Annotated in this window: 15 protein-coding genes and 1 riboswitch; of the genes, 6 read left to right on the top strand and 9 right to left on the bottom strand. The window is 73.1% G+C overall.

Features of this window, described 5'->3' with window-relative positions:
* From VNL12_RS08395 to VNL12_RS08365, 7 genes are all read right to left on the bottom strand, one after another.
* A partial coding sequence (locus VNL12_RS08395) for a helix-turn-helix domain-containing protein (protein WP_325593479.1) occupies nt 1-186 on the bottom strand: 186 nt, incomplete at its 3' end.
* A 412-nt stretch (nt 187-598) separates the two neighbouring features.
* Entirely contained in the window at nt 599-1,294 is a 696-nt protein-coding gene (locus VNL12_RS08390) for a hypothetical protein (protein WP_325593477.1), read from the bottom strand.
* Nucleotides 1,295-1,440: 146 nt separating this feature from the next.
* Nucleotides 1,441-1,944 (bottom strand): DUF2243 domain-containing protein, encoded by a 504-nt coding sequence (locus tag VNL12_RS08385; RefSeq protein ID WP_325593475.1) that lies wholly within the window; start codon nt 1,942-1,944, stop codon nt 1,441-1,443.
* Between the two features lie 173 nt (nt 1,945-2,117).
* Nucleotides 2,118-2,756 (bottom strand): HemK2/MTQ2 family protein methyltransferase, encoded by a 639-nt coding sequence (locus VNL12_RS08380; protein ID WP_325593473.1) that lies wholly within the window; start codon nt 2,754-2,756, stop codon nt 2,118-2,120.
* Nucleotides 2,757-2,825: 69 nt separating this feature from the next.
* On the bottom strand, nt 2,826-3,998 hold the full coding sequence (locus tag VNL12_RS08375; RefSeq protein WP_325593471.1) for a carboxylate-amine ligase: 1,173 nt from the start codon (nt 3,996-3,998) through the stop codon (nt 2,826-2,828).
* Nucleotides 3,999-4,096: 98 nt separating this feature from the next.
* On the bottom strand, nt 4,097-4,219 hold the full coding sequence (locus tag VNL12_RS08370; RefSeq protein WP_325593469.1) for a hypothetical protein: 123 nt from the start codon (nt 4,217-4,219) through the stop codon (nt 4,097-4,099).
* A 516-nt stretch (nt 4,220-4,735) separates the two neighbouring features.
* A complete protein-coding gene (locus VNL12_RS08365) occupies nt 4,736-5,044 on the bottom strand; it encodes an HD domain-containing protein (protein ID WP_325593467.1) in 309 nt (102 codons plus the stop codon).
* A 129-nt stretch (nt 5,045-5,173) separates the two neighbouring features.
* Between VNL12_RS08365 and VNL12_RS08360 the strand changes: the two genes are divergently transcribed.
* The 5 genes from VNL12_RS08360 (at nt 5,174) to VNL12_RS08340 (ending at nt 8,482) form a co-directional block, all read left to right on the top strand.
* Entirely contained in the window at nt 5,174-5,692 is a 519-nt protein-coding gene (locus VNL12_RS08360) for a hypothetical protein (RefSeq protein ID WP_325593466.1), read from the top strand.
* Nucleotides 5,693-5,741: 49 nt separating this feature from the next.
* Nucleotides 5,742-5,829, top strand: a riboswitch (SAM riboswitch).
* Nucleotides 5,830-5,836: 7 nt separating this feature from the next.
* Nucleotides 5,837-6,460 carry a TY-Chap domain-containing protein gene (locus VNL12_RS08355; RefSeq protein ID WP_325593464.1) on the top strand — a complete coding sequence of 208 codons (624 nt, stop codon included), beginning with the start codon at nt 5,837-5,839 and terminating at the stop codon, nt 6,458-6,460.
* Complete coding sequence (locus VNL12_RS08350) at nt 6,450-7,127, top strand: DUF3293 domain-containing protein (RefSeq protein ID WP_325593462.1); 678 nt, start codon at nt 6,450-6,452, stop codon at nt 7,125-7,127. Before VNL12_RS08355 ends, VNL12_RS08350 begins: the two co-directional genes overlap by 11 nt.
* 59 nt (nt 7,128-7,186) lie before the next feature.
* Complete coding sequence (locus VNL12_RS08345) at nt 7,187-7,696, top strand: hypothetical protein (protein ID WP_325593460.1); 510 nt, start codon at nt 7,187-7,189, stop codon at nt 7,694-7,696.
* 15 nt (nt 7,697-7,711) lie between these two features.
* A complete protein-coding gene (locus VNL12_RS08340; RefSeq protein ID WP_325593458.1) occupies nt 7,712-8,482 on the top strand; it encodes a response regulator transcription factor in 771 nt (256 codons plus the stop codon).
* 286 nt (nt 8,483-8,768) lie between these two features.
* Here VNL12_RS08340 and VNL12_RS08335 read toward each other — a convergent pair whose 3' ends face one another.
* The gene (locus VNL12_RS08335; protein WP_325593456.1) at nt 8,769-10,466 is read right to left on the bottom strand and encodes a hypothetical protein; all 1,698 of its coding nucleotides are present in this window, start codon (nt 10,464-10,466) and stop codon (nt 8,769-8,771) included.
* Nucleotides 10,467-10,694: 228 nt separating this feature from the next.
* Here VNL12_RS08335 and VNL12_RS08330 point away from each other — a divergent pair, with 228 nt between their 5' ends.
* On the top strand, nt 10,695-11,954 hold the full coding sequence (locus VNL12_RS08330; protein ID WP_325593454.1) for an alpha/beta hydrolase family protein: 1,260 nt from the start codon (nt 10,695-10,697) through the stop codon (nt 11,952-11,954).
* Nucleotides 11,955-12,150: 196 nt separating this feature from the next.
* Here the strand turns inward: VNL12_RS08330 and VNL12_RS08325 are convergent.
* Nucleotides 12,151-12,831: hypothetical protein (locus tag VNL12_RS08325; protein WP_325593452.1), on the bottom strand; the 681-nt coding region annotated here is incomplete at its 5' end.

Here is a 12,831-nt window from a genome sequence, read left to right as displayed (position 1 = left end):
GGGCCTGCCCCGCTGGGTCTCGGCGCGCTGCTGGGCTCCGGCGGCCCGGTACGCCCGACGCCCCCCGTTGCGAGCCACCTCCTCGCCGATCGTGCCCCGGTGACGGCCCAGCCGGACCGCGATCGCCCTCAGCGGTTCACCACGTTCGATCCCGGCGCGGATCTCCTCGCGCTCGGACAAAACCAAGGGCTGGGCTGGCATGCTGGGATCTCCACCGGTCGACGGGTGCGTGTGAACCCGGCCATCCTGGCCGGATCGTCGCGTCGACCGGTGGAACCCCGACCCTCAACCTGCAGCCGTCACCCCTTGAACTCGCCGGGGATCGGCCCGATGCCTGGGAGTCCTGGAACGACTGCGCCGAGGAGTGGGGCCGCATCGGCGACACCGAACGGAGCCAACAGGCTCGCGCCTACGCCGAAGACAACCCGACCGTCGCGGCGCGCCGCGCCGCCGGGACAGCCAACGACGACCCTTCGCCATCGACTGGTTCGACGAGCCCCGGTAGCCCTCCCAGCACACCGGGTGGGTCCGCGGCCGCCCTCGTCACCGGATGCGGTCGCCGCCGATTGAGCGGGTCGACCCGTCGACCGCAGAGCGGTCAGCCGGTCCCATCGGGGCCGGGCGCGTGATCGAGCCACCAGGCGGCGAGGTCGTCGCGTCGCATCAGCACGGCCTCGGGCTCGGCCTGCACGAGTGCGAGGATCTGTCGCAGGGCCTCAGCGCGTGCCGGCTGGCCGCTCCAGCGGGCGTGAAAGGCGACCGTCATCAGCCGGCCGGCGCCGTCCGCGGCGCCGTCGTCGACGAGGGAACGAAGGGCCATGGCGACGCACTCCACGAAGTCACGGGGGCTCGAGAACCCGGGTGAGACCAGGTAGTCGCCGTGGCCCAAGACATCGTGGCCCTGCCCGAGGATCCACGCCGCCACCTGTGGGTTGCGGGCGAGGGCGACAGCGGTGGCCGACACCGTGACCGGAGCCCCTGCGGCGTCGATGATCCGGGCCAGTCGCCAGATCCCGGCCCGGCTGCCGTACTCGAAGTGGGACTCCGTGCCGAGGTCGCGCACCGGCGGGGGCACCTCGATGGCGTACTCGCCCCAGCCCTCGTTGCGGCCATCACCCTCGACCATGGAGAGCTCGGAGCCTTCCTCGTAGGCAACCACCACGTTGACTGCGACCGACGCACCGCCGGGCCACCTGACCTTCGGAGGATGGCGCCCGTAGCCGACGAAGTCACGGGCCGGGCCCGGGCCGGCGAGGTCGGCGACCGGCAGGGGCGGGCGGAAGCGGGGAGGCACGTTCCTCAGTCCACCACGGCACGGGCCGAGGGTGCCGCAACCGCCCGTCGAGCTCGGTGAGGTCCCGGCCCGAGCGTCGAGCACGCCCCCGGATCGATCCGGCTGGCGGCGAAGCTGAACGGTCGGTCACCCAGCCTCGGGGCGGATCAACGATCGGTGAGCTGCTCCTGATCGGCGGGGTTCGAGGTTTGGGGGCGGGCGGCCTGGCTCACCCCCGACGCCGCTTTCGAGGTCCGGGCGAGAGCGACGCCGACACCGACGAGCACCGCCCCCAGTAAGAGGAACCCGAGGTCCCACGAGACCGGACCACCCGCGTCGTCGCGGACGTGGTGGATCGCCAGCAGGTGGTGGTTGATGATGCCCTCGACCAGGTTGAACCCGCCCCACCCGGCCAGCAGCAGCCCGACCTGGACGCGCCACGGAGGCGCCCGCCGTCGCCGCTGCCAGGCCCGGATGGTCAGGTTGGCTCCGGCGAACGCGACCACCCATGTCGCCACGTGGAAGAGCCCGTCAGCCAGGGTGTTGGCCTCCAGACCGGCCACCGTGGTGGCCGGGTGGTCGCCGGTGTCGGTGAGCATGTGGTGCCACTGGAGGATCTGGTGGAGGACGATGCCGTCCACGAACCCGCCGAACCCTATGCCGAGCAGCACGCTTGGGAGCCTGGGCGGTGCACTGCGATCCTGCTGCGACGCCATGGCCGGCCACTACCGGAGGTGCCGCCGCTCAAACGGCCGGGACCGGGAGGGCTCGGCGGCCCCGGACCGGAGACGGACAGCGGGTGCGGGCATCGACCACATCGCCGGGCGCCGCCAGCGACCGAGGTTCAACGTTCGCCGGCCACGGCCCGGATGATGACGACATCCTCCTCGTCGATGCCGGCGGGCACCGTGCCGGCTCGCTGCTGCTCACGCATGAGCGGGCCGAGGGGGCCGCGGTGGCGATCGACGACCGCGGCCCCGGGCAGGCCGGCGCGTCGGAGGCGGGCGATGGTGGCGTGCTCGTCGATGAGCGAGGAGTGCACGAGCAGGATCGCGCCGCCGGGTCGGAGGTGGCGGGGAGCGTCGTCGCAGATCGCATCGAGGACCTTGCGGCCGTCGCGACCGGCGACCCAGGCGCGGGACGCGCCGTGACGCGGCAGGGCGTCGGCCGGCGAGGGGACGTACGGGGGGTTGCTCACGATGCAGTCGAAGTACTCGTCGCCGACGGGCTCGAAGAGGCACCCTCGCAGAGCGCGGACCCGCACGTGGTTGCGACGAGCGTTCAGGCGGACGGTCATCACCGCCCGGCGGGAGACGTCGACCGCCGTCGCCGAGCAGCCTTGCTGGGCCGCGACGAGGGCCAGGACGCCGCTCCCGGTGCAGAGGTCGAGGACGCGCGCCCCAGGGCCGAGGCGCTCGCGGCGGAGCGCCTCGGCCAGGCGCCAGGAGTCGGAGATGGGGGCGAAGACGCCGGGGAGGGTCATGAGTTGCATCGGTTGCTTCGGCCTCTTCTTCCTTGGAGGGTCGAACGGTCGCCATCGTCTTCGAGTCGATCAGTGATGGAAGGCCTCGATCAACCAGCCGGTGGCCCCGCGGAGGCCGGCCTGGCGCAGCTGATCGGCAGCGGTGTGCTCGGTGACAGCTCTGGCCGCGTCCAGGCCGGCCTCGGAGTGGGGCTCGATCTGGTCGAAGATGTCGCGGAGCCGACGACGGGTGGGGATGGCCTCGCCCGACTCGAGGTCGGCCAGTCGGCCGTGGATGCCGTCGCGGAGCGCGCACCAGCGGTTCTCGGCGATGCGCCACGTCGGATGGGCATCGAGCGCCTCGCCGTCGTGGTGCCGCTGCGCCAAGTGGCGGATCAGGGCATAGACCGTTTCGGCGACCGCCGCGGAAGCCGCGACGGTGGGTTGCACGTCGGGGACGCGCACCTCCAGCGTCCCGTGGATCACGTGCGGTCGTAGCTCCCACCACCATCGGCGCGGTTCGGGCACGGTGCCGCTGGCCGTTCCCCACTCAAGGTGGTCGACGAAAGCGTCCCAGCTCTCGAGGACGGGGGGCACCCCCTGGCGAGGGAGTTGCCCGGCGATGACGGGCCGGACCGATGCCAGGCCGGTGTCGCGGCCCTCGTAGAACGGTGCGGCGGCTGCCAGCGCCGCGATCTCCGGCAGGTAGCCACGCAACGCGTTGTAGACCGCGAGCGTGCAATCGGCGGTGCCCAGGGCGACGTGGACCTGAAGCGCACCGATCAGCTGCCGACGGGCCACCTCGCCGAAGTCGTCCTCGATGGCCCGGTGGCGTTCCGACGGGCCCACTGCCGTGGTGGCGGGGGCCCACGGGTGCACCGCAGCAGCAGCCGGCGCCACCACGCCGTCGCAGGCACGGATGAGCGCCGCCCGGGCCGCGGCGAGCTCGTCCCGAGCGCCCTCCACGCTGCGGTGCGGGCGAGTCAGCAGCTCCACCTGGCAGGCGGGGAGCTCCTGTTTGATCCGGGCATCGCCCCCGGCCGCTCGCACCACCTCCGCGGCGACCGGCGCGGGGGCATGGGTGGCCGGGTCGACCAGCAGGACTTCCTCCTCTAGGCCGATGGTGAAGGGATCGGTGGCATCGAACACGCCGCGGACCTCGTCCACGTCGAGGCGCGCCCGGGGACAGGCGCGAGCTGCGCCCCTGTTGACCACGGCTGGCGGTGGGGAGGGACACGCCTGATCGAAGGAGGGCAAGGCCATGGCACCGTCCTTCGGGTCGGACGCAGCAGCGGTCGCGGCGAAGCGATCACATCCTGCCCGGGCGACGACGACCGAACCACGTGCGAAGCCCCGTCGGCCTACCGACCGGCGTTGAGCAGAAGGGTGAGGCCCACCGACAAGAGCACCGACACCAGGATCATCATCAGGCAACCCAGCCCGCCGCCCAGTGCTCTCACCTCTGTGTTGCGCCCGATGCGCACGGGACCTCCCAGGAGTTCGCGACGGAGCGCTGATCGCTCGAACGACACTGCGCCCGTCTCCCCGGCCCAAACCCTTCCCCGAGCCGCCGTCGACGCCCTGCGAGGACGCAAACTGCTACCGCCGAATGGGTGAAGTAGGAGCCGACCGACCCGTCGTCCCGCTCGACCGACCCCGGGCCAGCCCCTGTGCGTGATGTTCGCCAGCCCCGCGCTGCTCACCGTCCGCTGCCGCACCCTCGAGCAGATCGGCGCGCCGGTCAGCTGGTGCAGGTCGTCATCGGTGGCGTTCGGCACCGGACGATCGGTAGCAGCCCCGGGCCCGGCTCGTCTAGGTGTTGATCATCCACCACATCACCAAGCAGATGATCACACCGACCAGGCCGAGACCGGCGAAGAGCTCCACGAACATCGTTCCTCCCAAGTTCCCCTGACGCCCCAGACCCGGATGGGCCGATGCCCTGCCATCCGCCCCTGTCCGCGACGGTACAACCCGCCGAGGCGCCGATGGTGAGGAGCTCAGGCACTCCAATGGGCGGCCGCCTGCTCGTCGGCCTGCTCGGAGCAGGCCCCCACGATCGCCCCGACGTCGTCGCCGAACTCGTCGGCGATCTCCCGGAGCCGCTGCTCGCCCCCGGCGTCCTCGGCCACGTCGTGGAGCACGGCGGCGATGGCCTGGTCCTCGTCACCGCCGTGCTCGAGCACGAGTGCGCTCACGGCGAGCACATGGGCCAGGTAAGGGATCTCGGTGCCCTTGCGAACGGCGCCGTCGTGGGCCACCCGGGCGATCTCGACAGCACGGGTGTAGCGGGGGCTCAGCGTCGTCATCCGCCGATCGTAGGACCGACGCGGATCGGACCCTCCCGAGCTTCCAGAGGGCCGCGGACCTGGCTTCACTGTCGTACCCCTGTGAGACCCTCGAGTCATGACCTCCTCGAACGACACGGCCCGACCTTGGTGACTGCTGCGCTCATCGAGCGCCTCGGCCGCCTGCCGAACGTGACCGCGTCCGAGCAGGACGACGGCCGAGTCGTCGTCCTGCTCGGCGGGAGTGTGCCCGACCTCGTCGTCGACCCGGCGGCCGTCGTGGTCCTCGAGCCGCTCACGACGCCCTGGGGCGCTCCCGCGCTGCGCATGGTGCGCCACGACCTCGCCGCCGACGGCTCCGACGGCGTCGCCACGGTCGTCGTGTTCGAAGGCGACGTGATCTTCGCCCCCGACCCCGCTGCAGGCCAGGAGCGGGTCGTCCCCGGGCGCCTGCCCCACGTGGTGTCCGACCTCCCCCCGGTGGTCAGCTACCACGAGGTGCGCAAGCACCTCTCGGCGGGCGCCGATCCCGACGCCGATGGCGACCGGCTGGTCGCCTTGGCGCTCGCCGTCAGCGCCTGCGTGGAGGGTGCTCGCCGGGTCGGGCTCGACGTCCGCGAGCTTGATGCCGAGCTCACCGACCTCATCGATCGGGCACGGTCCTACTGAACCGCAACCAGGGCGGAGGAGGTCGCGCCGGCGACCGCTACCGTCGATCAGACCATCCAGAGCAGTCGAGGGACGTGGCCCGACGACGCTGCCGCAACCTGCCTCCCGGCAAGGTGCGCCCGCCACGCCGATGGAGGCACACACATGACCAGTCACCGCCGGATGGGCCGCGCCCGCCGCGACGAGAACAACTTCAAGATCCGGCCCGCCGGTGCCGGCGGCTTCGTCGCCTTCGAGGCGGCCCTGGCCCGCAAGCTGGCCTCGCTGGCGACGCTCCCCGAGCGGCACGGCGTGATCCTCACGCTCGACGGCGGCGAGGGCAACTACTTCACCCAGGCGCTCGTCGACCACGAGTGCGGTGCCTGGCTCGAGGCCGTGTCGAACGAGTTCATCACGGAGGGCCACGAGCTCGATGACGACCAGCACCGCCTCCTGGCCGCCTTCGGCCTCAACCCGCCCGACGGCTGCCCGAACCACCACCTGGCCCTCGCCCTGCCCACCGACTGGCACCACGCCGCCGCGCTGCTGGTCCGGCCGCTCGAGGCCGTCTACGGCGCCACCCGCCACACCCTCATATGCGTCGAGGTGCTCGAGGTCGACCGAGGCTCTCCCTTCGGCCCCGCCGAGGCCGACGACATCGCGGCCGAGGCCGTCGAAGGGACCGAGGCCGCCCATCCTCCCGCCCGCGAGGCGAGGGCCACAACGGCCGGAGCAAGGAACCGACCCCTGACCGGCCCGACCCCCGAGGTGACCACCCATGAGCGCTGAGCACTCCCCGACGAGGTTGGCCCCCTGGCAGGCCTTCGCCTCCACCGTCATCGTCACCTGGTCGGGCGATGGCCTTCCCCACGTCCTGGCCGGACCCTGGGCCGATGGGCGGGTCCATCGCACCCGGCACGTCATCACCGCCTTCAACCCCGACGGTCGCGACGTCGACCCCGAGGCCAACGCGGCCGCCAACTGGCGGCTGATCGCCGAGCTCGGTGCCGCCGGGCACCGGTGGGAGCCAGCCGTCGGCGCCTCGCCCGATGCCGACCACCACGAGCTCGGCGTGGTGGTCGACGGGCTCACCCGCGCCGAGGCGGTCGCCCTCGGCGCTCGCCACCGCCAGCTCGCCGTCTTCGAGCTCGACGACGAGCGGCTGATCGTCGTCCCCTGCGACCGCGGGCCGGTGAGCGAGCGCGACCGCAACCAACGCCTCGCCCCGATGGACATCACCTACGACCACCTCATCGCCTGGCGCGCCGAGCACGAGGCGACCACTGGAGACGAGCTCGACCGACTGCGGTGCCCTTCCTGCGAAGCTCTCGATCCGGCCCGCATGCTCTTCGGCATGCCCGCCGGGTGGCCCCCCGACTGGCTGGCCGTCGGCGGCTGCGTGATCGGCCCCGATCGACCCAGCTACCAGTGCCGCACCTGCGGCCACCGCTGGTGAGGGGCACCCACCTCTCGGCCTGCCGTTTCCCGCTTCGCCGCCCGGGTCAGGCTGGGGACGTGCCCGAGCGCCCCGGATCCATCGTCGTCTCCGCCACCGTGGCCGCCGCCCTCATGCTGACGGGCTGCGGATCGGACGACCCGGCGACCATCGGCTCGGGCGACGGCCTCGACCCGTCCGACACCGAGGTGGTGCTCCGCTTCACCGACTCGTCGGTGCCTCCGGAGCACCACCGCAGCTACGTCCTCACCGCCGATGGCTCCGACGTGCACGTCGTGGTCGACTCCTACGGCGACGTGCTCCACGACGTCACCGAACAGTTGTCCGAGCAGGTGTGGGACGACGTCGTATCCGACCTCTCCACCGCAGAGGTCGACGACGACCACGGCGAAGGCTGCGTCGGCGGAACCAGCACCCGGCTGACGGTGACCGAGGGCTCGGAGACCCGGGTCGACGTCACCATCGCGGCCTGTGGCGGCGGCGACGATGACGACGCCCTCGAACGCATCGCCGACCTCACCGCACCGCTGGCCGAGATCGTCGACCTGCGCTCTCTGCGCCGCGCCTGACCCCCATTGGCGCGCATGACGGGGGACGAGCGCGAGCTGTGGGCGCGCGACGTGGCACGCTCTGTGCGCCTGATCGTGCAGGACGACGTGGAGAGGGATCGGATGCCTGAGGACAAGCCCGTGCGCGTGTGTGTCATCAACGATTACGACGTGATCGTCCACGGGACCGCCGCCCTCCTGGCGCCCCACGGTGACCTGGTGCAAGTCGTCGAGTGCTCCGTCGAGGGCCTGCCCGATGCCGAGGTCGACATCGGGCTCCTCGACTGCTTCGCCCTGCCCGGAGAGGGCGCCGAGATGATCGAGAAGATCGCAGGCCACGCCAACGTGGGCCGGGTCGCCGTCTACAGCTGGGGCAACGCGCCGGAGCTGGTCGATGCATCGGTCGCCTCCGGCGCCTTGGGATACTTCAGCAAGGGCCTCTCGGGGCGCGACCTGGCCGAGGGCCTCGTCGCCGTCCACCGGGGGGAGCGCGTGGTGCGGATCTCCGAGGGCGCGGTGGACGAGGAGCCGGTCGATGCTCGCGACGACACCGCGCGACGCTGGCCCGGCCACCAGATCGGTCTCACCGAGCGCGAGAGCGAGGTGCTGGCACTGATCACCCAGGGCCAGCGCACCGCCGACATCGCCACCCACCTGTACCTGGGCGTCAACTCGATCAAGACCCACACCCAGAACCTCTTCCGCAAGATCGGGGTGACGTCGCGGACCGAGGCCGCCCTCTGGGGCGTCGACCACGGCTTCCGTCCTGACCGCAGCACCCGCGACAGCTGGACGCCTCCGCCCTGATCCGGTCCACGGCGTCGTCCGCCACCAACGTGACGCCCCGCCACGGAGGAACCGACCCCCGGACCCCGCCGGGGTGCTCCATGGCCCGGCCCCGTTCAACTGGTAGCGACATCGGGTGTGGGGACCCCCGGATCGCCGACCAGTTCGGTCGGCTCGTTGAACTGGTAGCGACATCGGGTGTGGGGACCCCCGGATCGCCGACCAGTTCGGTCAGCTCGTTGAGCTGCTAGCGACATCGGGTGCGACGACAGCACGGATCCCGCGGGCCGGTGTCGGGCGGGGGCCGTCACCCGGGGTCGAACCATCGGGTGTTGCCCGCGGCCGTCGGGTCGACCACCTCGTGACGGATGAGGGCCCGCAGCACGGTCCGCTCGGTGGGCCGGTCGAGGCGACGGTTGGCCGGCCCCAACAGCTGGCGGATCACCCCGTCGGGCGTGAGCTCGAGGCACCCCCGCAAACCATCGTCGCGGAAAACCCCGACCAGCTCGCTGCGCCCTGACGCCGCGGCCGGCCCGAAGTCCTCCAGGCAGTTGCGCAGCAGCCGACCCCAGCGTTCCAGGTCGCCGCAGGTCCGCGGTCGGGCGAAGCGCAAGCCGTCGAGCTCGCGCCCGTCGATCCGGGCGACTCGGGCCGTGGACGGGATCGGGGTGGCCGCCGTGACAGTTCCGCCCGCTGCCGGCGCCGCCATAGCCGGTGCCGCATGGGCGAGAGGACGACGCCCGGCGTGGGGCTCGGCGAGCACGGGGTCGTCGAAGGCGGCGGTCAGGTCCCCGACACTGAGGGTCGCCTGGGGCACGACGGGCGCGGCCCGGGCCGGCCGAGCGGGGGGTACGGGCCCGTCGCCCGGGCGGGCACGACGGGCCGTGGGCGGCTGCTGGATGTCGCCCACACGGGTGGGGGTGCTGGGCGGCCCTCCGGCGCGGCGAGCGGCCGCGGGGGTTGACGTCGACCTCGGCGGGTTGGCGCCGGCCGTCGTGAGCCCGGAGGTCTGGTCGGCCCTGGCGCCGTTGCCCGTCCGACGTGGGGCCGGATCGGCCTCGCCGCCGGTTGCGGCGCGCCGTGGGGCCCGACCGCTCCGGGCGTCGACCGCACCGGGACGCACGAGCCGGGGTGTCGGCATCGCGCGGGCTCGGCCCGGCGGCGGGGCGGGAGGCCGGTGGTCGGTCACGATCAGCGAGCGGCACACGTCGGCCAGCTCGCGCAGGCGGTTCGGCAGGCGGGACGGGAGCCTCGGGGCGACGTCGGGCCACACCTTCACCACGTCGAGCAGCAGGCGGGTGCCGTCGGGAAGGGCGCTGGCGTCGGTCAGTACCCGCACCGTCCGGTGGGCACCCAGCGCTCCCACCACGGCGCGGCTTGCCCGCAGCTCATCGACGGTGAACGTGGCGGCGGGGGCGGGGTGCGCGGCGGTCTCGGCGAGCACCCGGGCCAGGCGGTCGCTGTCGAGCACGGGCGCTCCGATCAGGGCCAGGCCCACGGCATGGAGGCCCACCGGCCCGCCCCCGTCGGGTCCGGCCAGGGCCGAGGCAACCGCCGCGATCACCGGGCGGGTCGTCCGCTCCGCGAAGCCGGCTTCGGCGGCGCGGCGGGCGGAGGAGGCGGCGAGGATCGCCACCGCCCACCGAGGCACCTCGTCGATGGGCTCCGCGCCGCGGTCGTACGCCGCGCCGAGGGTGGGGAAGGCGGCGCCGCCCAGCTCGGCCAGCAGGGTGGCCGGCGCACGAGGCCGCCACGCACCGGCGCGATCGGTCGCCGCGGTCAGCGAGGCCCGGGCGGCGCGGTGGGCAGTGGGGCGGGGCACACCGGCTCGGTCCGCGGCGGCATCGAGACAGGCCAGGGCGGCCGACGGGTGGACGCTGAGATCGACGACCTTGTCGACCGCAGGGACGACCAAGCCCACCCGCACCCGGCCGGTCATGGGCCCGAAGTGGAGCACCGCCTCGCCACCGACCGAGGTGACCTCACCGTCGATGCGGTCCCGCACCGTCCCTCGTCTTCCCATCGGCCCCGGCACCCGGACGAGACAACCACACATCGCCTCACCGAACAACCGTTCCTCGGGGCGAACATCGTCGGCGGGTCGCCGTGTTCGGAGCGACGGGGCTCGACCTCGCCGGGACCAGGACCGCGGGCGCATCCTTCGAGGGTGGGTGGGGGGCGTAACTGGAACGTGTTCCTGCGCCGTGGGTCGTTGCTGCATACCCTCAGGCCCATGTCGCACCTCCGTTCGCGCCGCACCCTCGCCCTCATGTCCGCCCTGGTCCTCGTCCTCACCGTCGCCTGCGGCTCCGACGACGACGACGACGCCACGACCACGACCTCCGCCGAGGAGTCCGAGAGCTCCGAGAGCTCCGAGAGCGCCGAGGGAACCGACGGCACCGACGGGACGGGTGGGGAGGACGCCGCCGCCGGGCAGCTCGTCGAGTGGTCCGAGCGGGGGCCCCACGGCGTGGGGTCGCACCAGCTCGCCCTCGACGACGGACGGCGGGTCGTCGTCTGGTACCCGGCCGAGGCCGGCGCCGGCACCGAGGAGCCGACCGAGACCTTCGACATCGCCAGCCTCCTCACCCCCGAGCTGCAGGCGAAGATCCCCGCCGAGGCCCGGGTGCAGTACCCCGTCGCCGCCGCGCCGAACGCCGAGCCGTACCCCGGCGACGGCCCGTACCCCGTGATCCTCTTCAGCCACGGCTTCGCCGGCTTCCCCGAGCAGTCGGTCGACCTGACCACCCACCTGGCGTCGTGGGGTTACGTCGTCGCCGCCCCCGACCACGTCGAGCGCTCGCTCAGCGGCCTGCTCGGCACCGGGGCCCAGGGTGTCGCTCCCCGGGAGGATCCCGAGGTGCTCGCCGCCACCTTCGATCTCGTCGAGGCCCAGTCCGGCGACGAGTCCTCGCCGCTCGCAGACCTGGCCGACGTCGAGAAGGTCGCGGTGGCCGGGCACTCGGCCGGCGCCGGCGCCTCGTATCGCATGGCCGCCACCGATGACCGCATCGACGCCTTCGCCACCTACTCGATCGGCAGCGGCAGCGAGGAGGACCCGTTGCCCGAGCCGGCGCCCACCCAGCCCGTCCTCGTCATGCTCGGCGACCGCGACGGCGTCATCGAGCCCGATGCGACGCGAGAGGTCTACGAGGGCCTCGGCGCCCCCAAGTACCTGGCCGAGGTCGCCAACTCGGGGCACCTGGTGTTCAGCGACCTCTGCGTGATCGGGGCCGATCAAGGCGGGCTCATCGGCATCGTGGAGGAGATCGACCTCGACATCCCCGACAACCTCAAGCGGCTCGGAAGCGACGGCTGCGACACCGAGGAGTACCTGCCCGCGGATGAGGCGTTCCCCGCCATCGACGCGCTCTCGGTCGCCTTCTTCCGCACCTACCTCGACGAGGAGGACGGCGCCGCCGACGCGCTCGCGCCCGGGCCCGTCGAGGGCCTCGACGGCGAGGCCGAGGTCACCCTCACCGCTGAACCCTGACGCCTCGGGGCCGGCCCCGCCGGTCGACGGGTTCGCTGCCGGTCGGCCGATCCCGGCACGTGGCGGTCGGTGGAGCTCGACGCCATGACCCCTGCCCGGCGCGCCCGAGGTTCTTGCGTCGGGTCGTCGCGCGGGACACACGACGGGAGCGCAACGACAGCCGATCGCGGACCCGCCTCCATCCCCGCTCTCACTGTCAGTTGGTGGTGACCTGGCGTTCTTCGATGGTGATGGGGGTGTTGGTGGTGAGGACGATGGCGTCCTGGGTCCCGGTCTCGCCGGTGGAGGACCTCCAGGTGACCGTGTAGGTGACCGCGGCGCGCAGGGTGAGGCTGGCGGTGTCGGTGTAGACGTGGCCGCAGTCGGTGGTGGCGCCGTCGGTGCCGGGGTGGGGGCGGGCGGGACCGGTGCACGTGATGGGGGCGGTGCCGTCGCCGGGGGTCCAGACGACCTTGGTGGGCGTCGCGGTGACCTCGGCCCAGATGCCGGGGAGCTCGGCGCGGGCGGTGACGGGGGTCCACTCGGAGCGGTCCATCCAGTACCAGGTCTTGAGTCCGGTGATCTGGGGGACTCCGTCGGGGGACGTGTGGGCGCGGGGGACCTGGATGGGCACCTCGTCACGGGCCCGCTGGGCGACCTCTGCGGCGCTGGGGAGCGGCGGCGCCGCGGGGGCTGCCGGTGCCGGTGCGGCCGGTGCCGGTGGGGCGGGGTCCGGTGGGGCGGCGGGGTCCGGTGGGGTGCAGCCGAAGGCGGAGACGTCTGCGTCGCACCAGATCCGCCCGCCCGGGGCCGGTGCGTTCCGATCCCGCACAGGCCCGGTGGAGGTGCTGCCCCCACCAGAGCCCCCGCCGGAGTCGGAGCCACCGCCGCCGGAACC

Origin of the sequence: Iamia sp. (genome assembly GCF_035575815.1) — a bacterium.
GTDB lineage: Bacteria > Actinomycetota > Acidimicrobiia > Acidimicrobiales > Iamiaceae > Iamia.
The sequence above is the reverse complement of the archived record's forward strand: the minus strand, read 5'-3'. Positions and strand labels throughout refer to the sequence as shown.